Genomic DNA, 26,176 nt, shown 5'->3' with positions numbered 1-26,176 from the left:
CAATATTTGATGCTATGGTAATCTTATAAAGTGTGATGGTATGGTTAATGGTAATCACCTCCCTTTTATTGTCACCATCAGTCAGGGATTTTTATGGTATTGGTTTTGCATTTATTTTTAAGTAAAACCGCTTAAGCGGACTAAAACAATTGGGGAGAATCTATGTCTGGTGTGTTAACAATGATTTTAGCGGGTGGAGAAGGCACACGTTTATCACCTTTAACCTCGTTACGAGCGAAACCGGCAGTACCTTTTGGTGGTAATTATCGAATCATTGACTTTGTTCTGAATAATTTTGTGAACTCTGATTTATTGCAGATTTTTGTCATTACGCAATTTAAATCTCATTCTTTAATGAAGCATTTAAGCCGAGCGTGGCGGGTTGGTGGTGTAACTAATCGCTTTATTGATCCTATTCCAGCGCAAATGCAAACAGGTAAACATTGGTATTTAGGTACAGCCGATGCCATCTACCAAAATCTGCATTTAATTGAAGGCTTAGATCCTGAGCATGTGTGCGTGTTTGGCGGTGATCACATCTACAAAATGGATGTGCGGCATATGCTGGATTATCACCGCAATAAAAATGCGAAATTAACGGTGGCGGCGATTCCTGTTCCAGTTGAACAAGCGCATGAATTTGGCGTGATTGAGGTTGACGAAGAAGGGCGGATGATTGGCTTTCAAGAAAAGCCAAAACAGGATCCGAAAACCATTCCTGGTCAGCCCCATCTGGTTTTAGCTTCAATGGGAAATTACATTTTCGAAGCCAAATGTTTGGTAGAAGTGTTAAATGAAGATGCCAAACAAACCGATTCTAAGCACGATTTTGGTCATAATATTATCCCCGCTTTATTTCCAGAAGGTGAGGTCTATGTTTATGATTTTTCAACTAACAAAATCCGTGGTGAGTCAGAGAGTAGTGCAGGTTACTGGCGTGATGTCGGTACTATCGATTCTTACTATGAAGCCAATATGGATTTAATTTCGATAAATCCGCCTTTTGATGTGTACAACCGTTATTGGCCGCTACGCAGTTATAACCCGCCAATGCCACCGGCCAAGTTTGTGCATGATCAAACTAACCGTACTGGCCAAGCAATTAGTTCCATGGTGGCCGCCGGCTGTATTGTCAGTGGTGCTATTGTTTACCAATCGATCCTTGGTTATAACGTGCATGTGCATAGTCATAGTTATATCGAAAAATGTGTTCTAATGGGCAACAATGATATAGGTCGTGGTTGTCGTATTCGTAAAGCCATCATTGATAAGGATGTCAGAATTGCACCTGGTACCGTAATTGGTGAAGATCTTGAAGCAGATCGTAAACGTTTTCATATTTCTGCGGGTGGTGTCGTTGTTATTCCCAAAGGTGCCAGAATAGGTTTTGACGAAGAAGCATAAAACGAAAGTTGCATTTAAGGATACAGTAGTGCGGATATTGTTGTTATGTAGTGAGTTTGAAGGGTTGATTAAAACCGGTGGATTAGCAGATGCCTGTAAGGGGATTGCCAGTGGCTTACAGGCCGCTGGCCATCAAGTCACCATTATGCTGCCCCGTTATAGTAATTTATACAGCAGACCAACGGGCGATTGGCAATCCGTGTTTGTCGAGTTAGACGGGCAACAATACGGTTGTGCTGTTCGCCAGCTAAAATTTGCCGGTTTAGATGTGCGGTTAGTCGAACATGACGACTTTTTTCGGCGAGAAAGGCCCTACGATGATGGGAGTTATGGCTATGCTGACAACCCCTTACGGTTTGCTTTTTTTTGTAAAGCCGCGCTAGCGTGGTGTCGACAGTATTTACCTGAAGTCGATCTGATTCACGGTCATGATTGGCAAACTGCTTTGACAGCGAGCTATTTGCAGCAACATTATGGATCTGATCCGATATTAGCAAAGGTGCCCTTTATTTTTACCATTCACAACGGTGCTTATCAGTTAACCTGTGATAAAAGCTGGTTTGGCCGTTTAGGCATTGCTGCAAACGGTGATGAGTTTCTCAACATGTTAGAGCAGGGGGTTCGGGCGGCAACTAAAGTCGTTACTGTTAGCCAAGGCTATCGTCACGAGCTACTGACTGAGCCTGCAGCCAATGGCCTAGCGCAGTTGTATCAAGGTCGTGCTGCGGATTTCTATGGCATTTTAAACGGCTGTGATTACCAACAGTGGGATCCGGCCACCGATCTGGCCTTGGTAAAAAACTATAGCCCTGCTGATTTGTCAGGTAAAGCAGCCTGTAAGGCTTTTATTCGACACCGTTTTCATTTAGCCGATACCGAGGCGCCTCTCTTTGTCGCCGTAAGCCGTATCACGGGGCAAAAAGGCTATGATTATTTAATTCCCGCTTTACGTAACTGGTTACCTACAACCTCAGCGCAAGTGTTTATTGTTGGCAGTGGCGAACTTCATTATTGCCGTCAGCTTTATCAATTAGCAGATGAATTTCCAGAGCAGTTCCGCTTTTATGAGGGCTTTGATGAATCTTTAGCGCATCAAACTGAAGCAGCAGGTGATTTTTTCTTAATGCCTTCACTGTTTGAGCCTTGTGGACTTAATCAGTTATATAGCTTGAAGTATGGCACTGTGCCTATTGTGCGTTTGACGGGCGGGTTAAAAGATACCGTGCTACCTTGGCCAGCAGCAAACGCAACAGGTATTGGTTTTACGGAGATAAGTCTGGACGCTATGCACCAGGCGTTACAGCAAGCTGAGCAATTATTTGCCGTACCTGCTGACTATCTTGCCGTGCAACGTCAAGGTATGCAGCAGAATTTTAGTTGGCAGGCCGCGGTAACGGAGTATCTTCACGTTTACCAACAGGCGTTAAACTGAGCAGCTTGCTGAGTTAGTATGCAATTGATTATGTTAATTAAAAATTGGCGTGAGTGTCGCCAAGATTTTTGATAGCCTCTGCGAAACTATTCTGAAGGTCAAGTTTATGGATGCAATAACGTTACTGACAACCCGCTACTCTTCACCTCGTTTAACCGAGCCTGCGCCAGCGGGTGAGGCGCTGGAGTTAATTAAAAGAGCAGCGCTGCAAGTACCGGATCATGGTGCCTTGCGCCCTTGGCGTTTTGTGATCGTCGAAGGTAAGTCTGCACTAAGTCGGTTAGGGGATATTTTTGCTGAAGCGGCTATCGAGGAAGATCCAAGCATTTCGTTAGAAATGCAAGAGCGTGCTCGTCAACTGCCATTACGTGCCCCTATGATCATTACCTGTATCGCAAAAGTGGTTGAGCATGCAAAGGTTCCCACAGCGGAACAAATCCAATCTGCCGCCTGCGCGGTGATGGCCATGCAACAAATGGCCTTTGCACTTGGTTTTGGCGGAGTTTGGCGCACGGGGGCATATGCACAACAAGATTACGTGAAACAGGCTTTCGAGTTGGGGCCTGACGATGAAATTGTTGGCTTTTTGTACCTTGGAACTTCTACTAGCAGTGCGCCGCAACGTACGCCATTAGAGCCTGCCAGTTATTTTAGTGATTTCTAAGTGGTTTCACTTTAGCACAGGTCGGTTTAGACTGTTGTAAAGCCAACATATCGCCATGAGCCCTTAATAATAAACCCGCATTTTGCGGGTTTATTGTTTTTCTAGTTTAGGAAGTGAGTAAGCTGACAGCTTAGAACTCGGCATTTCCAGGTGTGCGAGGGAAGGCAATTACATCACGAACGTTACCAACACCGGTCACATAAGAGACTAAACGTTCAAAGCCTAAACCAAAACCTGCATGGGGTACAGTGCCATAACGGCGTAAGTCACGATACCAGCCGTAATCTTCTTTACTTAAACCCATTTCATCCAAGCGACGGTCAAAGTGTTCTAAACGCTCTTCACGCTGGCTACCACCGATAATTTCACCAATGCCTGGGGCTAATACATCCATTGCTGCTACGGTTTTACCATCATCATTTAAGCGCATGTAAAACGCTTTAATGTCTTTCGGGTAGTTTTGCATAATGATTGGCGCACCAATATGCTCTTCAGCTAAATAACGTTCATGCTCAGATTGTAAATCGACACCCCATTCCACAGGGTATTCAAACTTCTTACCGCAGTTTTTCAGAATTTCAATGGCGTCGGTATAGTCCATCCGCACAAAGCTGGAATTCACCACTTGTTCTAAGCGCTCAATGGCTTTGGGATCAATGCGCTCAGCAAAAAAGGCCATATCATCGGCACGTTCCGTAAGCACGGCTTTCAGGACATATTTCAGTAAATCTTCTGCCAGTTGAGCGACATCTTTGAGCTCTGCAAAAGCCACTTCAGGCTCGATCATCCAAAACTCGGCTAAATGGCGGCTTGTGTTCGAGTTTTCCGCTCTAAAGGTCGGGCCAAAAGTATAAATTTTTGACATGGCGCAGGCATAGGTTTCGCCGTTAAGCTGGCCTGATACCGTTAAATAGGTTTCTTTGCCAAAGAAATCTTGGCTAAAGTCGATGGCACCTTTGTCGTCTCGCGGCAGGTTTTGTAAATCTAAAGTACTGACGCGGAACATCTCGCCTGCACCTTCGGTATCTGAACCCGTGATAATAGGGGTGCTGATCCAAAAGTAGCCTTGTTCATGGAAAAAGCGATGAATAGCTTGTGCTAAACAGTGACGAACCCGTGTTACTGCACCCATAATATTGGTACGAGCACGCAAGTGGGCGTGTTCACGTAAATACTCCATGCTATGGCGTTTCGGCGCCATAGGATAAGTATCTGGGTTTTCTACCCAACCCACAACTTCAACTGTTTCAGCTTGCAGTTCGAAAGCTTGGCCTTGACCTTCTGATTGTGCGACTACACCGCTAACAATTACCGAGCAAGAGGTAGTGAGTCTTTTGATTTCGGTTTCATAGTTTGCTAACTCAGCAGGCGCAACCGCCTGAACCGCATCAAAGCAACTGCCGTCATGAACGGCTAAAAATGAGATCCCAGCTTTGGAATCTCGACGGGTGCGGATCCACCCTTTTACAGTGATCTTTTCGCCGATGGCGTAACGACCGGCTAACACATCTTTTATTACGGCGTGCGTCATGCAAACAACTCCCGAGCGTGCAATGGGGTGAGGGACAGCCCTCTGCTTCTAAAAGCAGTAATGATACTTTGCCAGTGGCTGAACACAAGTAAAAAGTAAGCCGAAACCAAAAATAGTCAGACGATAAAAGCCTGCTATTTAGCTATAGGCTAACTTAAGGGGCTTTGGTTAAACTGATATGCACAGCTACCTGCTGTAAGCTGGGGAGATGTAATAAAGTACGAAAGTCGGCGCTAAGAATCACGTCGTTATTAGCGGCCCAGTTTCGAGTAAAGCTACGATCGCTATCTAGCACACTTGCTGCAAGGTTGTCTGTTAATAGCAGTCTTTTGCCGTCAGCGCTGACTTGGAGTAACGTCAGCTGAAAGCCCGAGCGGGCATGCAGTTCGCCGGCTTTATAATTTGCGCTAAGGCTAAAGCCATTTAGCATCAAGCTATTACTGCCTGAGCGCAAATTACTGCCATAAATCACTAAGGGTGTATCAGGTAAGCCAAAATGTTGCATATTGGTGCGCCAACGGCTGCCATCTTGCAGCAGTATTTCGTTACCGTCATGCGCCGCCAATTTAGAGATTTGAAACTGTACGGGTTTCCCAGGCTGCAACGGGGGTTGCTGCGCAGATACTGCAAAGCCGATCACCGCTAAACCGCTTAATAAAGCCCAGCAGAGATTCTGTGCTAGGCTAGCAACACCGTACAGTCTGATCATAAGGGTGTGGTCGCTTGATAGAGTGTTCTGATCCAGCGCGCTTCAGTGATAAAGTTCCAATGCCAGTTGTTAAACTGCTCACCCAAACCACGTTCCAGCATCTGTTCTTCAGTCAGTCCTTCAGCACGCATGGCGGTGACTAAGGCCAGTGTCTGTTCCAACATGGCCAGCTCAGCCGCTAAGCCTGCTTTATTGGTAAGCTCGCCATGTCCAGGAATGACTTGGGTGTTGTCATCAATTTTGGATAACACGTAACGGGTATTTTCGATGTACTGCTGTACATTACCGCCATTGTTGAAATCGACGAATGGAAAGCGCCCTTGAAACAGTAAGTCACCCATATGCACAATATTTTGCTCTGGGAACCATATCAGCAGATCGCCGTCGGTGTGGCTGGCTGGCATGGGTTCAAGGATCAGCGTAACATCACCATGTTTAATGGTGGTGGTGGTATCAATAATTGTTTTGGGTAAGCCGGCAGGATCGAAGTTTTGATTGTCACGCAGCCGCGCGAGCACATTGCGATGTGCGATAATATCGGCATTGGCTGCTAAGGCTGCGTTGCCACCCACATGATCGCCATGCATATGGGTGTTGATCAACGTCGTTAGACTACCGGTGCCTAAAGTGGCAAGCTTAGCGCGAATTTTATCCGCTAGCTCAGCATATTGGCTATCAATTAATAACATCCCATCTGTAGCAGCAACGGCAGCCATAGTACCGCCAGCGCCTGTTAACATATAAACATTTGTGGCTAAGGGGGTGGCAGTGATCTCTACCTCTTTAAAGCGGTCAGCCAACACGCTATGGCTACTTAGCAGCAAGCTTGCTGCGCTGAACAGGCCAAAAAACGTTGCAAATCTATTATTTTTCTTCACGATGCGTTCCTTTGTGGTGTTTTCGTTTTCTGCATACGTCTTTAGCTAAACATTGGATTGTTATGCCAACGCAGCACAAACATCATACATGGCTTGGGTAAGCTGCTTCAGCTGGGCTGATGTAATGATAAAGGGCGGCATCACATAAATCAGCTTATTAAACGGCCTGATCCACACCCCTTTGGCCACGAAAGCGGCTTGTAGCTTAGCAACATCAACTTTTTCATGCATTTCTAATACACCAATAGCACCCAGCACTCTTACCGCTTTTACTGTAGCAAGTTGCTGACAAGGTGCAAGCTCTGCGGTTAATTGTTGCTCAATTGCCGCGACTTGTGTTTGCCACTGCCCTTTGGCAATCAAATCTAAACTGGCACTGGCCACGGCACAGGCTAGTGGGTTAGCCATAAAAGTCGGGCCATGCATCAGGCCGCCGGCGGCACTTAAACTGATACCACGCGCTACCTCATCGCTGCACAGTGTGGCTGCTAGGGTCATGTAGCCACCGCTGAGTGCCTTGCCCAGACAAAGTATATCCGGAATGATGTCCGCATGCTCGCAGGCAAATAATTTGCCGGTACGGCCAAAGCCAGTTGCTATTTCATCGGCAATTAATAGTACCTGGTATTTATCGCACAGTGCTCTGGCATGACGCAGGTAATCAGGATGATAAAAGCGCATCCCGCCATAGCCTTGTACTATGGGTTCGAGAATTAACGCCGCGATCTGCTGATGCTCCGTTGCGAGTAACTGGGCTAAGGGCTGCATCACCTCAGCATCAAAAGGCGAGTGAAAAGGACAGGCAGGTGCGGGTAAAAAATAATGCTCAGGCAATAAACTGCTAAACATACTGTGCATACTGTCTTGTGGATCGCACACTGACATCGCCGCAAAAGTATCGCCATGGTAGCCCTTACGCAAACTGATTAATTTGCGTTTCGTTGGTTTGTCGCTGGCTTGCCAATATTGCAAGGCCATTTTAATGGCGACTTCAACGGCAATAGAGCCACTATCGGCCAAAAAAACCTTGGTTAATGCAGCGGGCACCATACTGAGAAGTTGTTGACAGAGCCGCACGGCGGGTTCGTGGGTAATACCGCCAAACATCACATGCGCCATTTTGCTTAATTGTGTGGTCACAGCCGCATTTAGCACTGGATGATTATAACCATGCACAGCCGACCACCACGATGCTGTGCCATCCACTAAACGCTGGCCATTTTCCAGTTCCAATTCACAACCGCTGGCTGCAACAACAGGGTAAACCGGCAGCGGATTTAACATAGACGTATAAGGATGCCAGATATGTTGGCGATCAAAATCAAGATTAATGCTCATAAAGTAACCATTAGTAAAGTTTTGCGGCTGGTCAGCGTTGACAAGTTGTAGGCTGGCGTTAGACTAGCTGAAAAATAGCAGCAGCTCAAACGACCTTTTGGCTTTTTAGCTAAAGGGGATCAGGTTGCAATAAAAGGCCAGCTTATCTGGCGACTGATTAGGGATCTTTATGCAGGCGACTTCTGGTACAACTACTATGCATGCTGCAATGACTTCGACTTTCACAGTAGCTTCTGTGCGTCACAATTGGACTTTAGCTGAGGTGAATGCACTGTTTGCGCTGCCTTTTAATGATTTATTATTTCAAGCACAAAGTGTGCATCGCGCTTTTTTTAAACCCAATGAAGTGCAAATTAGTACCTTGTTATCGATTAAAACGGGCGCCTGTGCCGAAGATTGTAAATATTGCCCACAAAGTGGTCATTACAATACGGGCTTAGAGCGTGAGCGCTTGCTGGAAGTAGAAAAGGTCTTAACGCAAGCTAAAGCAGCGAAAGACAAAGGTGCCAGCCGTTTTTGTATGGGAGCGGCCTGGAGCAACCCTAAACAGCGCGATATGCCTTATATTATTGAAATGGTGCGTGGGGTTAAAGCCATGGGCCTAGAAACCTGCATGACACTGGGTATGCTGGACTCTGAACAAGCTAAAACCTTAGCCACTGCTGGTTTAGATTATTACAACCATAACCTGGATACCTCGCCAGAGTTTTACGGTGAAATTATTACCACCCGTACTTATCAAGATCGCTTAGATACGTTGAGCCATGTGCGTGATGCCGGTATGAAAGTTTGCTGCGGCGGTATTGTTGGTATGGGAGAGAGCGCCAATGATCGCTCAGCCTTGTTAATGCAACTGGCTAACTTACCAGAGCATCCGCAAAGTGTGCCGATCAATATGCTGGTTAAAGTTAAAGGTACGCCCTTAGAAAATGTGGAAGACTTAGATGCGTTTGAATTTATTCGCACCATCGCAGTGGCGCGTATTATGCTGCCGGAAAGCCATGTGCGTTTATCCGCTGGCCGCTCGCGCATGAATGAGCAAATGCAGGCCCTGTGCTTCTTCGCGGGCGCGAACTCGATTTTTTATGGCGATAAGCTGCTGACCACCGAAAACCCCGAAGCAGATGCCGATATGTTGCTATTCAAAAAACTCGGTATTCAACCTGAGCAAAGACAAGACGTGTCAGATGAAGCGCATGAGCTGGCGTTAGCAGATGCCATTAAGGAGCAACAAAATCCGCCGCTGTATCACGCCGCAGGTTAAGTTATGCAGCGAATGCGCCTAGAGCAGGCGCTTATTGCGCGCCAGCAGCAAGGTTTACAACGACAAAGTACTGAATTTAGTCAGGTGCATGGCAGAACCTTGCTCGCTGAGGGTAAGGCTTATGTTAATTTTTCAGGTAATGACTATTTAGATCTGGCCAGCAGCCCATTACTGCAGCAAGCCCTAAGCGAGGGTGCGCAGCAATATGGCGTAGGCAGTACCGGTTCGCCACTCGTCACCGGCTACCATAGTGCGCATGCCGATTTAGCGGCTGAGCTAGCAGCGTGGTTAGGTTTTGAGCGGGTGCTGTTATTTAGCTCGGGCTTTGCCGCTAATCAAACCATGTTAAGCAGTCTCACCTCGGCTGAGGATCTGTTGTTACTGGATAAGCTGTCTCATGCGTCGCTAATTGATGCGGCCTTGCAACATTCAGGTCGTTTTAAACGCTTTGCGCATAACGATCTTGCGGCGTTAGCTCGTCTGTTGCCTGAAACTGCCACGGCTGAGCAGCATAGCTTGGTGGTGACGGAAGGGGTGTTTAGTATGGACGGTGACAGCCCAGACTTAGCGGCCATGTTGCAGCTGTGTCAGACACGAGACGCGGCCTTGCTTTTAGATGATGCGCATGGGCTTGGCGTTTTAGGTGAAGAAGGGCGCGGCAGTTGGTTTGCCCAAGGTTTACAGCCCAGCGACTTATATTGTTATATGGCCAATTTTGGTAAGGCTTTAGGCGTAGGTGGGGCGTTTTTAGCAGGTAGTCGTACGGTGATCGACTATATCGAACAATTTGGTCGGCACTATGTGTATAGCACGGCGTTATCGCCAGCGTTATGCGTGGCGGTACGAAAAAGCATTGCGCTGGTACGCACTGACACATGGCGGCGCGATAAGTTAAACGAGAATATTCAGTATTTTCGTCGGTTAGCAACGCAGGCCGGTTTACCATGTTTAACGGCGAATGGCGCAATACAAGCCATCATTATTGGTGACAGTGCCAAGGCGCTAAGCGTCAGTCAGCAACTGCGCCAGCAAGGCATTTGGGTAACGGCCATCCGCCCGCCAACAGTGCCGCCGGGCACGGCAAGATTACGTGTTACGCTAAGTGCTGCGCATCACACTGACGATATTCAACGATTAATCAAGACATTACAGCAGGTATTGTTATGTTAGCTGCTGCGCGTCAGCCAAGAGAAATATGCAGCAACGTAAAACCTATTGCTGCCAGTTTTAGTAAAGCCGCCTCGAGCTATCAACACGCCGCACGTTTACAGCGGCAGGTGGCTTTTGCTGCTTTAACGACGTTAACTGCCGTTAAACCACAAATACAGCAGGCATTTGGACATCTTTTAGATCTTGGCTGTGGCCCAGGTTGGTTGCAGCCCACCTTGTTACAACAGGCCGAGCGCCTAACGGCTATCGATTTTAGTGCAGGCATGTTAGCGCAAGCCGCGAGTCAAGGGCTGGCAATTGATTATGTCTTAGCCGATGCGGCGGCAATTCCCCTAGCAGATAACAGTGTAGACACGATTTTTTCGAGTTTAATGTTGCAGTGGTGCCCAGCGCCTGGTTTGGTTTTTGCTGAAATTGCGCGCGTGTTAAAACCTGGTGGTCATGCTGTCATTACTACCTTAGTTGATGGCACCTTGGTGGAATTGGCGCATGCTTTTGCTGCGGTAGATGATTATGCGCATATTCATCCTTTTCTTAGTACAGCGGCGCTGCTGGCAAATACGCAAACTGCAACTGCGAAATCACTAAACTGGCAATTGACGCAGCAAACTTATGCCTTACCTTATGCCGATATTTTTGACTTAGCACGTGAATTAAAGGCGCTGGGAGCAAATCATCTTGCCAGAAGAGCGAAAGCTGGCTTAACCGGCAAAGGTTATTGGCAGCAGGTGGCTGCAGCTTATCCAGCACAAAACGCACAAGGCGAGTTGCTGGCAAGTTATCAGGTGGTGCAGTTATTGGCATCTAAACCAAGCTCGCTCTGTCAATTAACTGCTGTCTGATTGTTCGTAACAGTGTTTTATCAAAAATTTCCGAGAAAACCCGTGAGCAGAGCGAAGCGAAGCGCTATCGCGGCGAAGTTCACTCCTTTATTTAGGACAAGATGCTATGACGCAACGCCTTTTTATTACCGGCACTGATACCGATGCAGGTAAAACCTTTGTCAGCTGTTTACTGTTACAGGGGTTCTCGCAACTAGCATTAAAGGCCATTGGTGTGAAACCGATCGCCGCAGGCGCAGAGCCAGACACGCAAGGCGTATTGAAAAACAGTGACGCGTTACGCTTGCAGCAGTATTCTGGTATCGCGTTACCTTATGAGCAGCATAATCCTATCTGCTTGGCGAAACCTGCAGCGCCGCATTTAGCTGCAGCAGAACTCAATATGCAAATAGATGAAGCGGCATTAACCCGTTTTAATCAGCGCTTAGTCGACCTAGATGCCGATTATGTATTGATTGAAGGCGCAGGGGGCTGGTTGCTGCCATTAAGCCAGGATCGTTACTTAGCCGATTGGGTTGCTGAGCAGCGCTTACCGGTTGTGCTGGTGGTGGGAGTAAAGCTAGGCTGTCTCAATCATGCAATGTTAACGGTGCGGGAAATCGCCCGCTCCGGTTGCCAGTTAGTCGGCTGGGTTGCGAATATTATGCAACCGGACATGCTGTTCTTAGCGGAAAATATTGCCGACTTAACCTCGCGTATTGGCGCGCCTTGTCTTGGCACTGTGCCTTTTCAACCGGATGAGCGGTTACAGCAAAAGTTGGCCGCAGAGCTGGCCAGCGCCTTGATTGCCAATAGTACGAGCTAAAATTGCGCTAGCCTTGTCTGCTACAAGGTGTTTTCAAACCTCTCTAGTTAACAAGATGCAGGCAATAATGGCTCGCTCAGCAGATGGCCGTACTGACTGATGATTTCTGTGCCCGTCGCGATGGCTTCTTTATCACCATTTAAAAACCAGTAAGCGCCATCCTCACCCAGCACGGTGATGTTGGAATGGCTACACTGTAAGGCGCAGCCCTCAGGAATGCCAATAATGGGTGTAGTCGGGTTTAACACCATAAACTCGGCTAGTCGCATATCACGAGTTTCACCATGAAAGTCGGCGGGAACAAAATCAGTATAATGCGGGTTTAGCTGAGCATTAAGGAAGTGTAAGGCTTTAAAAGACGGCGGTTCGACAATTGGCATATCATTGGTAGTGCGTATAGTGGCGCCGGCGATATTGGCACCGGCGCTCCAGCCAATATAGGGCATACCAGTGGTTACGCGTTTCTTAATGAGCTCTAGAATATCATTTTTATACAATAGGTTAAGTAGCTGAAAGGTATTGCCGCCCCCGATTAAAATGGCTTCTGCCTCTAATACCGCGGTTTTGGCACAGGCCGCATGATGAATACTGTCTACGCGCACAGGTAGTACAGCTAAGGCCTGTTGTACTTTATTAAAGTAGTCATCGTAGCTAAGACTCACCCCAGCATAAGGAATAAACAGCACGGAAGACACCTGACTAAGATGTTGTTTTATCCAAGCTAAGTTGGGGGTAAGGTAATCGCTGTTTTTAGCACGTGAACTGCTCAGTAGTAAAAGATTCATCTTGGCTCCATTACAAGGCGAGTCACGCCAAAGACGAGTATTATCTGGCATAGATAACTGTCTGTACGTGACGGCATTGGTTTTTACTCGTTTTGCAGATTGTACCTGAAGCCGGACATCTTTTCTTACAACTTTTCATCTACTGTTAATGCTGGCAGCAATTGATTTTAGCCGCTATGCCCATATAGTAAGTACAGTTAATTTTTGTGAGGTAAAGTAGTATGAAACGCGTGTTGTTATTTTTAGCAACTAACTTAGCGGTTATTTTAGTGTTGAGCATTGTGCTCAATGTGGTGTTTAGCATCTTTGGTATTAGCACCAATAGTATTGGTGGTTTATTGGTGTTTGCTGCTATTTTCGGTTTTGGTGGCTCTTTTATCTCCTTGTTGATGTCCAAATGGATGGCCAAACGTTCAACGGGAGCGGTAGTGATCACGCAACCACGTAACGCAACCGAACATTGGTTGGTGAACACTGTGGCGAAACAAGCACAAGCTGCCGGTATTGGCATGCCAGAAGTGGCGATCTACGATTCGCCTGAGATGAACGCTTTTGCCACAGGTGCCAATCGTAATAACGCGCTGGTGGCCGTGTCTACGGGTCTGATGCGTAATATGAGCGAAGACGAAGTAGAAGCGGTATTAGCGCATGAAGTTTCGCATATTGCCAATGGTGATATGGTGACTTTGACGTTGATCCAAGGCGTGGTGAATACCTTTGTGATTTTCTTAGCGCGGGTAATTGCTGGCGCGATCCGTAATAGCAATCAGCAGCTAGGTCAATTTGCTTATATTGGAATTGTGATTGCGTTGGAAATGCTGTTTGGCATCTTAGCTAGCATTATCGTGATGTGGTTCTCACGTCAGCGTGAATACCGTGCTGATGCTGGCGCAGCCCGTTTAGCCGGTGCCGGTAAGATGATTAAAGCCCTAGAGCGCTTGAAGTATAACCATGAAAGCCGTTTAGAGGGCAGCATGATGGCACTGGGTATTTCCGGTAAAAAAGCCAAATCCGAGCTATTTTTAAGCCACCCGCCATTAGAAAAGCGTATTGCTGCATTACAAAATAGCCGTCAGTTCTAATTGTTCCTTGTTTGTAAGTCGTGTTTGGGAAGGCTGCTCGTGTAACAACGAGCAGCCTTTTCTTTATTGGGTATTGGGATGGTTCTGCCAGTTCATGGTGCAAAGTAGTTGCAGCACCGCTAGATGCTAGGTTTAGCAACACGCTTTGGGCAGTAGTAAAGGTTAAAATCTGCTAATTATTCGCAACTTGAATAACGAGTATTACTGAATAAGCCTTTTACTTAGACGCTAAGTTGCTATGCTGTAACGCTATTACAGGTAAGCATTACCGTTATTCTGTTTAAGGAGCCTCTATGATCCCTGCACCGGTTATCACAGCGTTTAACCCGCCAAGACGTATTTTAATGGGGCCTGGCCCGTCTGATGTTTATCCCACCGTGTTAGCTGCGCAAAGTAAGCCAACGGTAGGACACTTAGATCCGTTGTTTGTCAGTATGATGGACGAACTAAAGCAGCTATTACAGTATGCGTTTCAAACCCGTAACGAGATGACGTTAGCCATTTCAGCGCCGGGCTCTGCCGGCATGGAAGCCTGTTTTGTTAATTTAGTTGAACCTGGCGAAAAGGTTATCGTGTGTCGTAATGGCGTATTTGGCGAGCGGATGCGACAAAATGTCGAACGCTGTGGTGGTATTGCAGTGACGGTGGATAATGCATGGGGTGAGCCTGTTGATCCACAGGCGGTTGCCGCGGCCTTAACCGCACATCCTGATGCCCGTTTTTTAGCCTTTGTCCATGCCGAGACGTCAACTGGCGCCCTCAGTGATGCCAAAACCTTGTGCGCGTTAGCTAAACAACACGGTTGTTTGAGTATTGTCGATGCGGTGACCTCATTAGGCGGTGTTGAATTAAGGGTAGACGACTGGGGCATCGATGCGATTTACTCAGGTAGCCAAAAATGTTTATCGTGCGTACCCGGCTTATCGCCTGTGTCATTTTCGCCGGCCGCCGTGGCTAAAATTACGCAACGAAAATCCCCTGTACAAAGCTGGTTTTTAGATCAAAGTCTGGTGATGTCTTACTGGAGTGGTGGTGCCAAGCGCTCATACCATCATACCGCACCGGTGAATGCGCTATATGCTTTGCATGAGTCATTAAGACTGTTAGCCGCTGAAGGGTTAGCGCAAGCGTGGGCACGGCATAACGCCATGCACCTGGAATTGCGCGCTGGGCTTGAGCAATTAGGTATTCAGTTTGTAGTTGCAGAGCCTTATCGCTTACCGCAGCTAAATGCTATTTATATTCCAGAGGGTGTGGATGATGCGCTGGTTCGTAGCACCTTGTTGCAACAATTCAATTTAGAGATTGGTGCAGGCTTAGGCGCGCTCGCCGGCAAAGCTTGGCGGATCGGCCTGATGGGTTATGGTGCAAGACGCGAAAATATCGCATTGTGTTTGCAGGCATTACAACAGTTGCTCCGTTAACCTGACACCTTTGTTAGTCCTAGTTTGTCTGCTGTTCAACTTAGCGTCTCTGGTCGAATACTGGAGGTTCTGTTAATTTGTTTAAAAAATATAAGCAGAAAGTGAGGGTAACATGCGATCAGCAGTGAAATTATTATCGTTAGTAATTGCCGGGGTATTCAGCAGCGGGGTGACGGCCAGTCAGGGCTATTATCGTTTTCCAACACTGCAACAACATGAAATTGTTTTTACTGCCGAGGGCGATCTTTGGCGAGCGGGCTTAAATCAAACTCAGGCACAACGTTTAACTACGCATCCTGCTCTAGAAAGCCAAGCGCTGCTAGCACAAGATGGTCAAACTTTATATTTTATGGCCAACTATGACGGTGCTGAAGAAGTGTACCAGATGCCACGTAACGGCGGCCAAGCTAAGCGACTGACCTTTGAAAATAGTCGGGTGAGATTACAGCAAACCTTAAGCGATGGCCGTATTGTTTATGCCACCGATAATGTCAGTGGCCCGGCGAATTACTGGGTTCTCCGTTTACTGGATCCGGCGACCGGTAGCACCACCACGCTACCGCTTGCCGATGCCGCCAGTGGCCAGATAGATGAAGAAAGTAATACGGTATTTTTTAGTCGATTTGGTTTGCAGCTAACCGGTGATAATGCCAAGGTCTATCGTGGTGGTGCCATGGGTGAGTTATGGCGTTGGTCGCTCGGCAGCCAGCAAGAAGCGGTGCGTTTACTCGCTGATCACCAAGGCTCGATTAGCCAACCCCAGGTTTATCAAGGTCGTGTTTATTTTATTAGCGATGTGGATGGTAATAGCAATATTTGGTCGGTGAGTGCCGATGGCACTGATTTAACCCAGCATAGCCAGCATCAGGACTGGCGGATCGGCCGCTTTAGTGTCAGTGACGGTAAGGCGGTTTATCAACTTGGTGCAGATCTGTATCAACTTGATTTAACAACGCAACAAAGCCAAGTTATTCCTATTCAACTGACTTCCGATTTTGTGCAACAACGCGAGCGCTGGTTAGCCAAGCCGCTGGCTTTTTTAACCCATACCGCGCCTAATGCTGCGCAAAAACAAGTGGTGTTGACGGCCCGTAGTCAAATTGCCATTGCCAGCACAGGCAATCGGCGTTTGATCAACGTGCATACTCCTGAGGGTAGCCGCTCACGCGCTGCAGTCCTTAGCCATGATGGTAAATGGGTATATGCCATTAACGATGCCAGCGGTGAGAATGAAATATGGCGCTTTGCTGCGGATGGCAGTGCTAATGCAACGCAGTTAACTAAAGATGGCCAAGTATTCCGCTGGGGGCTGCATTTATCACCAGATGGGCGTTATCTTGCCCATGATGATAAAAACGGCGATTTATGGTTACTAGACTTACAAAGCGGCAAAAACACCAAGATTTATCAACAAGGTTGGGGTCATAGCCCCTATAGTGATATTGTGTGGTCTGCTGACAGTCAATTAGTTGCATTTACCTTATTTCATCAGCAACGACCGCGCAGTCAGGTTGTGCTTTATAGCTTGCCTGAGCAGCGCAGCGAAGTCTTAACCTCCGACAAATATGAATCCTATGCGCCCGCTTTTAGTCCTGATGGTCTCTGGTTATATTTCTTATCGAATCGGCAGTTTACCGCCACACCGGGTCATCCTTGGGGCGATCGTAATTTAGGGCCAATGTTTGATAAACGTAGCCAGATTTTTGCCATCAGTTTAAAAGAGCAAGCCTGTTTTGCCTTTATGCCAGCGCAAGAATTGAGTAACTGCGATAATAGTGCCGCAAAAGCCGCTAAAACAGGTCGTAAAGGCCAACGCGTCGATTGGGCTCAAATTAGCCAGAGATTGTGGCAAGTTCCTGTTTCATCTGGTAATTATAGTAATTTAACTGTCAATGAAGAAAGGTTGTTTTTGCTTGACCGTGCCCAAGGCAGTCGTGCTGCAGAGTTACAACAGCTAAAAATCGCGCAAAGTGGCGTTAAATTGACTACGCTAGCGGCAAATGTGGCCGAGTATCAACTGGCTGTGGATGGCAAAACTTTATTTATTCGTCAGGCTGGGCAAGATAACAGTGGCGATATGCTACTAGTGCCTGCAGCTGAGCGCTTACCGAGTGAATTGTCAGATGCCAAAATCAATACCCAGCAATGGCAACTGGCCATTAATCCGCAGCAAGAATGGCAACAAATGTTCCGCGATGCATGGTTAATGCATCGCGATTTTCTGTTTGATAAAGGCATGCGCGGTCTAGATTGGCCAGCGACCAAACAAAAGTATGCTCCTTTGCTCGCACGGATCACCGATCGGCATGAATTGGACGATCTGTTTGCGCAAATGATGGGCGAGTTAAATGCCCTACATTCACAAGTAAGAGGTGGCGAGTACCGACAAGATGCTGCAACTGCGGCGGCAGCCAGTATGGGCGCCAGCTTGATCCCTAATCCAGCGGGGATTGAAATTGCGCATATTTACCAGACTGATCCTGAGTTACCAAGCCAAGCTGCGCCTCTCGCTAAACCTGGCGTTGCGGCACGTAGAGGGGATGTCATTACCCATATCAATGGCCGTGCTGTTAACGATTTAGCGGCCTTAACCCAAGCACTGCGCAACCAAGCGGGTAAACAAGTTTTGCTAACGCTACAACGGGGTAAACAAAGCTTACAAACGGTGGTAGAGCCCATTCCTGCTGCGCAAGAGATGCTGTTACGCTATCAAGATTGGGTGCAATCTAACTTAGAAAAAGTCACAACGGCCAGTGATGGTAAGTTTGGTTACTTACATTTGTATGCGATGGGCTCTGGCGATATCGCTAGCTTTGCGCGTGAGTTTTATGCGCAATTTCAAAAAGAAGGCTTAATTATTGATGTTAGACGCAATCGGGGCGGTAATATCGATAGCTGGATCATTGAAAAGTTACTGCGTCGTGCTTGGTCATTTTGGCAACCCACTCATGGCGCACCCTATACCAATATGCAGCAAGCCTTCCGTGGTCATTTAGTTGTGTTAGCGGATCCACTGACTTACTCTGATGGCGAGACCTTTTCCGCCGGCGTTCGTGCACTTGGTTTAGGGCCAGTCATTGGTCAAAGAACCGCGGGCGCCGGGGTGTGGTTATCTGGGCGCAATCAACTGGCGGATAATGGCTTGGCAAGAGTAGCTGAAACACCGCAATTTGCTATTGATGGCCGCTATATAATTGAAGGTTATGGTGTAGCGCCTGATATTGAAGTGATTAACCTACCTTTTGCAACGTTTAATGGTGAAGATGCACAGTTACAACGTGCTATTGCCTATCTAAAAGAACAAGTAAAACGGCAACCTATTCAGCCACTGCAAGCTGAACCATTAACGCCTGCTATTGCGGTAGATATAAAACCTTAAACGCAATAAACCGCACCTTGTTCTGCTTTGCGCGAACAAGGTGCTTGCAGTGCAAAGTTAATGCTGCTCGATCGCGGAGTAGCAAAGGCGCTCGACCAAAGTTTGCTTGCATTTCTGTAATTAAAAGCTAAGGTGTTAACAAACAACAATAAAGGATTTTACTATGCAATTTTCCAGTGATTTGATTGATGAAATGCGCGTGTTGGCCTTGTTTAACCTTGATAGCGTGAATTCGGGAATCAAAGCGCATAAAGCCGCTGATCCAGAGGTCTTAATGGCTGTCAGTCGTCTCTATGCCAAAGGCCTAATTAGCTTACCTGATGGTGGCTACCTTACGGATTTAGGCATTCATTGTGCTGAACAATTACAGACAGCGTTAAGGATCCTAGGCACTTCAGAGGTTAATTAAATTTCACTATCAAAACGGCATGGCTGCAAAGCTTAAGGTTTGAGTTGTTTAAGTTGGCGTTGCTGTTGCTTGATGCGTTTTCGTAATGCTATTGCCGCCTGCTGATCATTAGCAAAAACGCTGCGCTGATAAAGCTCACCGAGTTCTTCTAGCAAAGCGGCGGCTTCCGGATTTTGTTGCGCTTTATGTTTTAACCAAGCAGCAACGGTTTCACCTAATGCGGGTTCATTGTTTAGCGCATCCACCAACACAGCGCGCAATGAAGCCCGTTTTGCTGCTTTTCTGGCAAAATAGCGCCATAGTAGATAAGTAATGCTAGTAAGCGCTAGGCACAGCACGATAATACTCAACCAGTTTAACCAATTCAGCCAACTAGCGATTTTTTGCCAAAGTTCCTGTTGTTCTTGCTGTTTAAAGCCCAGTACCCACATAGACCAAAAGTAGTCTAGATGTGACCATTGCAATGCCAGCTGGCCCAGCCAATTACTTTGCCAGCCAGTCAATAACGCGCGGTCGTTACTATTAAGCGTTTGTTCAATCCCTTGTAAGATCCGCTCTGGCGCAATAGCAGCTGTTGGATCAAAGCGTAACCATTGCCCGTTGTCTAAGAACTCTACCCAAGCATGGGCATCTCGCTGCCGAACGAGCAAATATTGTTGCTGCTCTTGCCAATCACCGCCTTGATAGCCGCCAACCACCCTGGCGGGTATGCCGGCTGCACGTAAAATTACCGCGGTAGCAGACGCGTAATGACTGCAAAAACCGATGCGACTGCTAAATAAAAATTGATCGATAGCGTTACTGCCTAAGCGAGGGGGAGTCAAACTGTAATAAAAGTCTTGCTGTTGAAAATGCGTCGCGATAGCTTGCACAATGGCTAAGCCGTTACCTTGATATTGCTGTGCCAGTTGCTCACCAAATTGACGACTCTGCGGGTTTGCAGCATGTTGTATTGTATTTAGCGCTTGCTCTGCCGCTGACGCTAATGGAATAGGAGAGAGCACACTCGTGCTGTCGTAACTAATACGTTGTGTAACAAGATTGGGATAAGCGATAAGACCGGCCGGCCTGGAGATAAGTGGCTCTGACCACTCCAGTGGTAAGCCTAAGCTAAATAAATCGCGCTGATAGGTAGGTTCTACTAACAGTTGATAGCTTATTCGTGGCTGTTCGCTGCGAAAATTGGTACTGGATACTGCTCGCTCTTTAAAGCGTGAATTGATCCGCCAGCTTCTGCCATCAAAATCTTCAAAGACTTTAACGCGCCAATACCAATCCGGACGTTCAGGTATGTCAGACTGAAAGCGTACTCTAAAGGCCAAGGCATCACTCTTAACCAATTGCTCAATACTGCCTGGGTCCAAGGTATCACTTAATCCTGAACTGGCGATATTTTGATTTGGGATTTGCCAAAGGGGCGGCAGGCGTGGGAACAGTAAAAACAAGCCAAGCCAAATTGGTAATACCATTAAAAAAAGCAAACTGAGTCTTTTCGGTTGCAGTGGTAACTCTTCTGCGGCAGATAAACGGTGTTGTAAATAAAGATTGAGCCCCATAACTGCAATAATCATTAGGGCTAAAGCCATTTGTTGATAAAAAATAAAGCCACAAGCCAGCGAGAAATAATGCACCCAAATTAATTGCTGGGCTTCTCGGCGTAACGTTAGGGTAAATCCTCTAGCAATAGCCGCTAGCAGTAAAATATGCAGCATCAGGTTAAAGACGCCAAGTTGTCCCCATTGCCAGAGTAATAATACTAAGATGGGGGCAACAAGCAGATTCAATTGCTTTTGGGTTAGTGCTTCGCTGTTGTGCCATAAACGCCAACCTTGCCACCCTAATAAAGCGGCAAATAACAAGCTATTCCAAAACGGTAAGGCGGGTTGGTACAACGCCAGCAAGGCGCTTTGAATCAACAGCGCTTGCCAAGCAAAGGCTTTTGGTAAGGGTAATTGGCCGGCTAGCATAATGCTAATGCCTGTAAACAACGCTTTAGGTGCGTTGCACCCGTTGCTGGAGCCAAGCGTTCCAGCGGCGTTTGTAGGCCATAACATGCCCCTTGCTGCTCCAGCAACAGCAATGTCTGGCAAGCTTGCCGTAGCAGTAACTCTAAGGCTACCCCTTGCACTGCGGGGATGATTACCCATTCAGGCATAGGCGCGGAAGCAACATTTTGCTGCCTCACCACAGGATGTTGCGGCATGGTTGCGAGTTTTTTCCATAGGATCCTGTTGGTGTTATCACCCGCTTGATAGGCTTTTACCTCTGCAGGAAGTTCGTCCAATAAGTCGGGTTGCTGCGCGTTTAAAACTGTTTCCTCGGCAAGCTGGCTCGGGGCGTGTTCTGGAGTAGGGTAAACCCAAATCTGCGCTTTGAGTGCAGGGTAACTCCATACCCGAAATAAACCGAGTGGATAATCACTGCAGATCACTAAACGCGGCAGTGGGTAGCAGCCGCGGCTTAATAGGGGTAAATCTAAGCTAAAACGGCTTTCACCTTGTAATAGGCTAAGACCTTGACGTAAGCGTTGTCCTCTTAGCCCCAAGTAAAGCATCTGTGCTTGGTTTTTATTAAGGACTAACGCTAGTTGGCCGGCTTTATCAGCAAAGGTTTCGCTATCATTGGCTACAGTCAACTGCAACTGATTAACATTAAAAAAGGCCAGCAGCATAGCGCCCAGCATAATACTCAATAAAACAAAGCTGACTAATAAGATCAGATTGTTTTGATAGTTGGTACCAAGTAAATACAACAGAGCTATCAACACCAAAAACCAGCAACCAAAACGACTCGGCAGGATATAAATAACGCCTTGGTGCAGCCTCGTGCGCTCAGCGGCAGGCTGCCGTTTATCTAACCAGCGGCCAAATCGTTGTTGTAGAAATTGGGTCAGTTTACCCATTTTCATAGATGGCAAACGGTGCTCTGCAGTATTGTGTTGCTGATGCTAAAATCGCCGGCAACGCTTTGCGGATTAAGACGATGTTCGGCCACAAAAGGAAAGACATGCTGCACATCATCTGCCGTAACAAACTCACGGCCGTGCAAAAATGCCATGGCCTTTGCTGCGCGTACTATCGCTTTTGCCGCTCTGGGTGATAAAGGCAACTGGCTTTTATTGTCACGACTGGCCTGAACTAAGTTTAGGATATATTCCAGTAATGCCGGTTGAATGGTGATTTTTGGTACCTGCTGCTGCAAGGCTAACAGTTGTGCTGGCAGCAGCGGTTCCGAAAGTAAATGTAGACGCGAGCCAAATTGCTCATCTTGCAGTAATTGCAGCTCTGCGGCTTTGTCTGGAAAGCCTAAAGAGATCCGAAATAAGAAACGATCAAGTTGTGATTCAGGTAAGGCGCTGGTGCCAGTATGAAATAGGGGGTTTTGCGTGGCTATTACAAAAAAAGGCTGTTGTAATACTCTGGTTTCACCATCAATAGACACTTGGCGTTCTTCCATCGCTTCGAGCAAGGCGCTTTGTGTTTTCGGACTTGCGCGATTAATTTCGTCGGCCAACAGCACCTGACTGAAAATAGGCCCAGGTTGAAAATAGAATTGCGCTGACCGGGTATCATAAATGTTCATACCCAGTAAATCACCGGGTAGCAGATCATTGGTGAATTGTACGCGTTTATAATTGAGGCCTAAGGCTTTGGCGAGTGCATGCGCTAAAGTGGTTTTACCCATGCCGGGTAAATCTTCTAGCAGTAAGTGACCTTCTGCAAGCAAACAGCATAACGCCAGTCTAATTTGCTGCTGCTTACCCAAAATAACCTGATTTAAGTTTTGTTCAACCCGATGTAATGCGGATAACAAGCGACCTCCTACTGCCGTTGTGCTGCTCTCACCACACTACGCAGTGATGAGGCGCTTAGTTTTGTGGTTCTTGTAACCAACGAACCAATTCGGTTCTATTTCTACTGTTGGTTTTCTTAAAAATGGCAGAAACATGCACTTTAACGGTATTCGCACTGATCTGTAACTGGTCAGCAATCTCTTTATTACGTGCGCCTTCGGCAATCAGCATACTGATGCGCTGTTCTTGATCGGTGAGCAGGGTGGTTGGCGCAATCCGTCTATTCGATTGCTCACGAAGCAAGAACAACGAATCCAAGGTATCTGACATCACTTTACGGCCGTAATAAAGTTGCCCTGCCATCATGGTTTGTAGAGCGCGTTTAACCATGTCAGGTTGCTCATCATGGTAGATAACACCACGTAAGCCAGCAAAAATAGCACGACTAGGTTCTATCAGCTGCCGCTCTGCTTGAAATACAAAAAGAGGTACTTTTCGGCTGATCGAAAGCAACTTAGTGGAAAAACCCTTCTTGACAGAGGTTTCATGGCTGAACTGATAACCCGCGAGCACGCCTTTGACATGGCGTAACTGGCTAAAGTGGCTTAAGGAACATTGTTCTACGTCAATACCTGCGGCTATAGCATGCCGACAGGTGCTAAGCTGAGCAGTCTCATCAGTAAGTAAAATAAGACGGGAAAACCTTTCCATAATAAACACCTATATCACTAATAGAATAACTATATAACGTCATGCGGTATGTTGAAAAGTCCAGACTGTTGAAGAATACCTCATTTGTTGCTTTAAACGTCATTTACTGTTGAATTTGCGTACGGTTTTTAGCGCAGCGTCTTTTTGTTTACCCCCTTTCAGGTGGTAGTGAGCAGAAAATGCCGTACTGCAAAGATAAAAAGTCATATTTTAGGATTGAATTTACGTCCAGAAGTCTATAAGTTTAGCGGGTGTATAATCAACCGATAGGAACAGCATCGTGACCACCTGGACGCCACAAAGTTGGCGCAATCTGCCGATCCAGCAGCAACCGCATTATCAGGATCAGCAATTATTAGCGCAAGTAGAACAACAACTTCATAAATACCCGCCACTGGTTTTTGCCCAAGAAACACGGGATTTATTTAGTCAGCTCGGCCAAGTCGCCGAGGGTAAAGGGTTCTTGTTGCAGGGTGGCGATTGTGCAGAAAGCTTTAACGACTTTAACGCCCCGAAAATCCGGGATACGTTTAAAGTTATTATGCAAATGGCTGTCGTGTTAACTTATGCTGGCGGTTTACCAGTAGTAAAAGTTGCGCGTATGGCAGGCCAATATGCTAAACCGCGTTCCAGTGATCTGGAAACCATTAATGGTGTGTCATTACCCAGTTACCGTGGCGATATTGTCAATAGTTTTGAATTTACAGAGCAAGCAAGACAACCTGATCCCCAGCGTTTAGTGACGGCTTATCATCACTCTGCCGCCACCATGAATCTGTTACGGGCCTTTGCTCAAGGTGGCTTGGCCGATTTACATCAGGTAAGTGCTTGGAATATGGGGTTTGTTGAAACCAATCCTTTAAAAGAGCGCTATCAAAGTGTGGCAACGCGAATTCAAGAGGCGCTACGTTTTATGGAAATTTGCGGCATAACGGCGCAAAACTCCCCGTCTATTCGTGAAACGCAGCTTTATACTTCCCATGAAGCTTTGCTGCTAAATTATGAAGAAGCCTTGACGCGTCGCGATAGCTTAACGGGTAAGTGGTATGATTGCTCTGCACATATGGTGTGGATCGGTGAACGGACACGACAACTCGATCATGCGCATATTGAGTTTTTCCGCGGTATCCATAATCCGATTGGCGTGAAAGTTGGCCCTGGCATGCAAGAAGATGAGCTAATTCGTTTAATTGACGCCCTTAATCCAGACAATATTGCGGGGCGTTTAACGCTTATTACTCGGATGGGTGCTGATAAGCTTGCTGATAAATTACCTGCCTTAGTGCGAAAAGTAAAGCAAGAAGGCCGTAAAGTGGTTTGGAGCTCCGATCCAATGCATGGCAATACGGTTAAAGCCAGTAATGACTACAAAACGCGTGATTTTGAAGCCATCTTACGAGAGATCCGTAATTTCTTTGCCGTACATAAAGCGGAAGGCACCCATGCAGGAGGGATCCATTTGGAAATGACCGGTGAACATGTAACGGAATGTACCGGCGGGGCCTATGGCTTAAGCGAAAGTGATTTATCTTCTCGCTACTTTACTCAGTGTGATCCGCGGTTAAATGCTGATCAGGTGTTAGAGCTGGCATTTTTAATTGCGGATACGTTAAGTTCTGCTCGTAAGTAAATGTTGCTGCGGCTAACCCGCAGCTTAGGCGTTACGCTAAACCCACTGCACTGGATAACCTTGTTATCCAGTGCATTTTAGCAAATCAATACTTCTGTCTTTTTAAACCCGTACTCGAAATAATTTTTGCCGATATTTCTTCGATAGACAGATGCGTCGAATTTAAAAAAGGAATACGTTCACGCTGATAGAGTCGTTCCACTTCATTGAGTTCTAAAGCGCATTGCTTCACTGAAGCATAACGGCTATTCGGCCGGCGTTGCTCGCGAATTTGACTAAGCCGCTCTGGGGTAATAGTTAGCCCAAACAGTTTTGCTTTGTGCGCTTTTAAGCCTGCGGGCAAATTTAACTCTTCCATATCCTCTTCGACGAAGGGGTAATTAGCCGCTTTTATGCCATATTGTAAGGCTAAATATAAGCTAGTGGGCGTTTTCCCTGAGCGACTTACCCCAACTAAGATAATGTCGGCTTGGCTAAAATTCTTTAGATTGGCACCGTCATCATTAGCCAGTGCATAATTCACGGCATCTATACGAAAATCATAGGTTTTTTCGTGCATACTATGGGTTCGATGTGCTTTAGGCACAGGTGCCATCCCTAATTCTTGCTGTAATGGCTCTACAAAAGCGTTTAAAAAATCGTAGCAAATGCCTTCGCTTCGGCTGATTTGCAAGCGTAACGCCTCATCCACAAAAGTGTGAAACACTAAAGGCCGCAATCCTGTAGTTTTATAACAAGTATTAATCCGCTCAACCGCTTGTGCTGCCGTGTCGCTATTTTCAATAAATGGCAGAGTAATATGCTCAAATTGCGCTGGAAATAAGGTCAAAAGTGCATGACCAAAGACTTCTGAGGTGATGGCAGTACCATCTGAAATATAAAAGGCTGTGCGCACAAAAACTCCTTATTTCGTAATAAATCTACAT

At 46.7% G+C, this 26,176-nt stretch carries 22 protein-coding genes; 12 read left to right on the top strand and 10 right to left on the bottom strand.

All coding sequences use genetic code 11. The features are described 5' to 3' along the window. The first annotated feature begins 162 nt into the window (after positions 1-162). The 3 genes from glgC (at position 163) to ACO1PK_RS15400 (ending at position 3,500) form a co-directional block, all read left to right on the top strand. Entirely contained in the window at positions 163-1,404 is a 1,242-nt protein-coding gene (gene glgC / locus ACO1PK_RS15410; protein WP_423186487.1) for a glucose-1-phosphate adenylyltransferase, read from the top strand. Positions 1,405-1,432: 28 nt separating this feature from the next. Then, positions 1,433-2,836, top strand: a complete 1,404-nt coding sequence (locus tag ACO1PK_RS15405; RefSeq protein ID WP_423186486.1) for a glycogen synthase — start codon at positions 1,433-1,435, stop codon at positions 2,834-2,836. 106 nt (positions 2,837-2,942) lie between these two features. Then, positions 2,943-3,500 carry an NAD(P)H nitroreductase gene (locus ACO1PK_RS15400; protein ID WP_423186485.1) on the top strand — a complete coding sequence of 186 codons (558 nt, stop codon included), beginning with the start codon at positions 2,943-2,945 and terminating at the stop codon, positions 3,498-3,500. A gap of 130 nt (positions 3,501-3,630) precedes the next feature. On the opposite strand, the gene asnS is transcribed toward ACO1PK_RS15400, so the two are convergent. From asnS to bioA, 4 genes are all read right to left on the bottom strand, one after another. After that, complete coding sequence (gene asnS, locus ACO1PK_RS15395) at positions 3,631-5,031, bottom strand: asparagine--tRNA ligase (RefSeq protein ID WP_423186484.1); 1,401 nt, start codon at positions 5,029-5,031, stop codon at positions 3,631-3,633. A gap of 154 nt (positions 5,032-5,185) precedes the next feature. Continuing rightward, a complete protein-coding gene (locus tag ACO1PK_RS15390; protein WP_423186483.1) occupies positions 5,186-5,740 on the bottom strand; it encodes a hypothetical protein in 555 nt (184 codons plus the stop codon). Next, positions 5,737-6,618 (bottom strand): MBL fold metallo-hydrolase, encoded by an 882-nt coding sequence (locus ACO1PK_RS15385; RefSeq protein ID WP_423186482.1) that lies wholly within the window; start codon positions 6,616-6,618, stop codon positions 5,737-5,739. The genes ACO1PK_RS15390 and ACO1PK_RS15385 overlap by 4 nt, the downstream gene beginning before the upstream one ends. Before the next feature lie 60 nt (positions 6,619-6,678). After that, complete coding sequence (gene bioA, locus ACO1PK_RS15380) at positions 6,679-7,956, bottom strand: adenosylmethionine--8-amino-7-oxononanoate transaminase (RefSeq protein WP_423186481.1); 1,278 nt, start codon at positions 7,954-7,956, stop codon at positions 6,679-6,681. A 208-nt stretch (positions 7,957-8,164) separates the two neighbouring features. Between bioA and bioB the strand changes: the two genes are divergently transcribed. The 4 genes from bioB (at position 8,165) to bioD (ending at position 12,037) form a co-directional block, all read left to right on the top strand. After that, positions 8,165-9,220, top strand: coding sequence for a biotin synthase BioB (gene bioB / locus ACO1PK_RS15375; protein WP_423188234.1), 1,056 nt, complete (start codon positions 8,165-8,167; stop codon positions 9,218-9,220). A 3-nt stretch (positions 9,221-9,223) separates the two neighbouring features. Then, positions 9,224-10,390 (top strand): aminotransferase class I/II-fold pyridoxal phosphate-dependent enzyme, encoded by a 1,167-nt coding sequence (locus ACO1PK_RS15370; RefSeq protein ID WP_423186480.1) that lies wholly within the window; start codon positions 9,224-9,226, stop codon positions 10,388-10,390. Continuing rightward, positions 10,384-11,232 (top strand): methyltransferase domain-containing protein, encoded by an 849-nt coding sequence (locus tag ACO1PK_RS15365; protein WP_423186479.1) that lies wholly within the window; start codon positions 10,384-10,386, stop codon positions 11,230-11,232. The genes ACO1PK_RS15370 and ACO1PK_RS15365 overlap by 7 nt, the downstream gene beginning before the upstream one ends. Positions 11,233-11,338: 106 nt before the next feature. Then, positions 11,339-12,037, top strand: a complete 699-nt coding sequence (bioD, locus tag ACO1PK_RS15360) for a dethiobiotin synthase (RefSeq protein WP_423186478.1) — start codon at positions 11,339-11,341, stop codon at positions 12,035-12,037. Between the two features lie 47 nt (positions 12,038-12,084). On the opposite strand, the gene pepE is transcribed toward bioD, so the two are convergent. Beyond that, positions 12,085-12,822, bottom strand: coding sequence for a dipeptidase PepE (gene pepE / locus ACO1PK_RS15355; protein WP_423186477.1), 738 nt, complete (start codon positions 12,820-12,822; stop codon positions 12,085-12,087). A gap of 221 nt (positions 12,823-13,043) precedes the next feature. On the opposite strand from pepE, the gene htpX reads away from it, so the two are divergent. From htpX to ACO1PK_RS15335, 4 genes are all read left to right on the top strand, one after another. Continuing rightward, on the top strand, positions 13,044-13,904 hold the full coding sequence (gene htpX / locus ACO1PK_RS15350; RefSeq protein WP_423186476.1) for a protease HtpX: 861 nt from the start codon (positions 13,044-13,046) through the stop codon (positions 13,902-13,904). Between the two features lie 293 nt (positions 13,905-14,197). Further along, the gene (locus ACO1PK_RS15345) at positions 14,198-15,328 is read left to right on the top strand and encodes a pyridoxal-phosphate-dependent aminotransferase family protein (RefSeq protein ID WP_423186475.1); all 1,131 of its coding nucleotides are present in this window, start codon (positions 14,198-14,200) and stop codon (positions 15,326-15,328) included. A gap of 112 nt (positions 15,329-15,440) precedes the next feature. Beyond that, entirely contained in the window at positions 15,441-18,707 is a 3,267-nt protein-coding gene (locus ACO1PK_RS15340) for a S41 family peptidase (RefSeq protein ID WP_423186474.1), read from the top strand. 163 nt (positions 18,708-18,870) lie between these two features. Further along, the gene (locus ACO1PK_RS15335) at positions 18,871-19,116 is read left to right on the top strand and encodes a TIGR02647 family protein (RefSeq protein ID WP_423186473.1); all 246 of its coding nucleotides are present in this window, start codon (positions 18,871-18,873) and stop codon (positions 19,114-19,116) included. A gap of 32 nt (positions 19,117-19,148) precedes the next feature. Here the strand turns inward: ACO1PK_RS15335 and ACO1PK_RS15330 are convergent, their stop codons facing one another. From ACO1PK_RS15330 to ACO1PK_RS15315, 4 genes are read right to left on the bottom strand one after another with little or no spacing between them, the layout of a single operon-like run. After that, positions 19,149-21,083: a transglutaminaseTgpA domain-containing protein gene (locus ACO1PK_RS15330; protein ID WP_423186472.1), complete on the bottom strand. Its 1,935-nt coding sequence runs from the start codon at positions 21,081-21,083 to the stop codon at positions 19,149-19,151. Then, positions 21,077-22,024 carry a hypothetical protein gene (locus tag ACO1PK_RS15325; protein ID WP_423188233.1) on the bottom strand — a complete coding sequence of 316 codons (948 nt, stop codon included), beginning with the start codon at positions 22,022-22,024 and terminating at the stop codon, positions 21,077-21,079. Before ACO1PK_RS15325 ends, ACO1PK_RS15330 begins: the two co-directional genes overlap by 7 nt. Beyond that, on the bottom strand, positions 22,021-22,929 hold the full coding sequence (locus ACO1PK_RS15320; RefSeq protein ID WP_423186471.1) for an AAA family ATPase: 909 nt from the start codon (positions 22,927-22,929) through the stop codon (positions 22,021-22,023). Before ACO1PK_RS15320 ends, ACO1PK_RS15325 begins: the two co-directional genes overlap by 4 nt. 55 nt (positions 22,930-22,984) lie before the next feature. After that, the gene (locus ACO1PK_RS15315) at positions 22,985-23,620 is read right to left on the bottom strand and encodes a response regulator transcription factor (protein ID WP_423186470.1); all 636 of its coding nucleotides are present in this window, start codon (positions 23,618-23,620) and stop codon (positions 22,985-22,987) included. Positions 23,621-23,900: 280 nt separating this feature from the next. On the opposite strand from ACO1PK_RS15315, the gene ACO1PK_RS15310 reads away from it, so the two are divergent. After that, the gene (locus tag ACO1PK_RS15310) at positions 23,901-25,250 is read left to right on the top strand and encodes a class II 3-deoxy-7-phosphoheptulonate synthase (RefSeq protein ID WP_423186469.1); all 1,350 of its coding nucleotides are present in this window, start codon (positions 23,901-23,903) and stop codon (positions 25,248-25,250) included. An 85-nt stretch (positions 25,251-25,335) separates the two neighbouring features. Here ACO1PK_RS15310 and ppsR read toward each other — a convergent pair whose 3' ends face one another. Then, complete coding sequence (gene ppsR / locus ACO1PK_RS15305) at positions 25,336-26,145, bottom strand: posphoenolpyruvate synthetase regulatory kinase/phosphorylase PpsR (protein WP_423186468.1); 810 nt, start codon at positions 26,143-26,145, stop codon at positions 25,336-25,338. Between the last annotated feature and the right edge of the window lie 31 nt (positions 26,146-26,176).

It is taken from the genome of Alishewanella sp. d11, from assembly GCF_049390205.1.
Lineage (GTDB): Bacteria > Pseudomonadota > Gammaproteobacteria > Enterobacterales > Alteromonadaceae > Alishewanella.
The sequence above is the reverse complement of the archived record's forward strand: the minus strand, read 5'-3'. Positions and strand labels throughout refer to the sequence as shown.

What these genes read in the sequence shown, in the direction of transcription:
- glgC (WP_423186487.1), top strand. Translation starts at nt 163, where the DNA reads ATGTCTGGTGTGTTAACAATGATTTTAGCGGGTGGAGAAGGCACACGT.
- ACO1PK_RS15400 (WP_423186485.1), top strand. Translation starts at nt 2,943, where the DNA reads ATGGATGCAATAACGTTACTGACAACCCGCTACTCTTCACCTCGTTTA.
- asnS (WP_423186484.1), bottom strand. Translation starts at nt 5,031, where the DNA reads ATGACGCACGCCGTAATAAAAGATGTGTTAGCCGGTCGTTACGCCATC.
- ACO1PK_RS15390 (WP_423186483.1), bottom strand. Translation starts at nt 5,740, where the DNA reads ATGATCAGACTGTACGGTGTTGCTAGCCTAGCACAGAATCTCTGCTGG.
- bioA (WP_423186481.1), bottom strand. Translation starts at nt 7,956, where the DNA reads ATGAGCATTAATCTTGATTTTGATCGCCAACATATCTGGCATCCTTAT.
- bioB (WP_423188234.1), top strand. Translation starts at nt 8,165, where the DNA reads ATGACTTCGACTTTCACAGTAGCTTCTGTGCGTCACAATTGGACTTTA.
- ACO1PK_RS15370 (WP_423186480.1), top strand. Translation starts at nt 9,224, where the DNA reads ATGCAGCGAATGCGCCTAGAGCAGGCGCTTATTGCGCGCCAGCAGCAA.
- ACO1PK_RS15365 (WP_423186479.1), top strand. Translation starts at nt 10,384, where the DNA reads ATGTTAGCTGCTGCGCGTCAGCCAAGAGAAATATGCAGCAACGTAAAA.
- bioD (WP_423186478.1), top strand. Translation starts at nt 11,339, where the DNA reads ATGACGCAACGCCTTTTTATTACCGGCACTGATACCGATGCAGGTAAA.
- pepE (WP_423186477.1), bottom strand. Translation starts at nt 12,822, where the DNA reads ATGAATCTTTTACTACTGAGCAGTTCACGTGCTAAAAACAGCGATTAC.
- htpX (WP_423186476.1), top strand. Translation starts at nt 13,044, where the DNA reads ATGAAACGCGTGTTGTTATTTTTAGCAACTAACTTAGCGGTTATTTTA.
- ACO1PK_RS15345 (WP_423186475.1), top strand. Translation starts at nt 14,198, where the DNA reads ATGATCCCTGCACCGGTTATCACAGCGTTTAACCCGCCAAGACGTATT.
- ACO1PK_RS15340 (WP_423186474.1), top strand. Translation starts at nt 15,441, where the DNA reads ATGCGATCAGCAGTGAAATTATTATCGTTAGTAATTGCCGGGGTATTC.
- ACO1PK_RS15335 (WP_423186473.1), top strand. Translation starts at nt 18,871, where the DNA reads ATGCAATTTTCCAGTGATTTGATTGATGAAATGCGCGTGTTGGCCTTG.
- ACO1PK_RS15330 (WP_423186472.1), bottom strand. Translation starts at nt 21,083, where the DNA reads ATGCTAGCCGGCCAATTACCCTTACCAAAAGCCTTTGCTTGGCAAGCG.
- ACO1PK_RS15325 (WP_423188233.1), bottom strand. Translation starts at nt 22,024, where the DNA reads ATGAAAATGGGTAAACTGACCCAATTTCTACAACAACGATTTGGCCGC.
- ACO1PK_RS15315 (WP_423186470.1), bottom strand. Translation starts at nt 23,620, where the DNA reads ATGGAAAGGTTTTCCCGTCTTATTTTACTTACTGATGAGACTGCTCAG.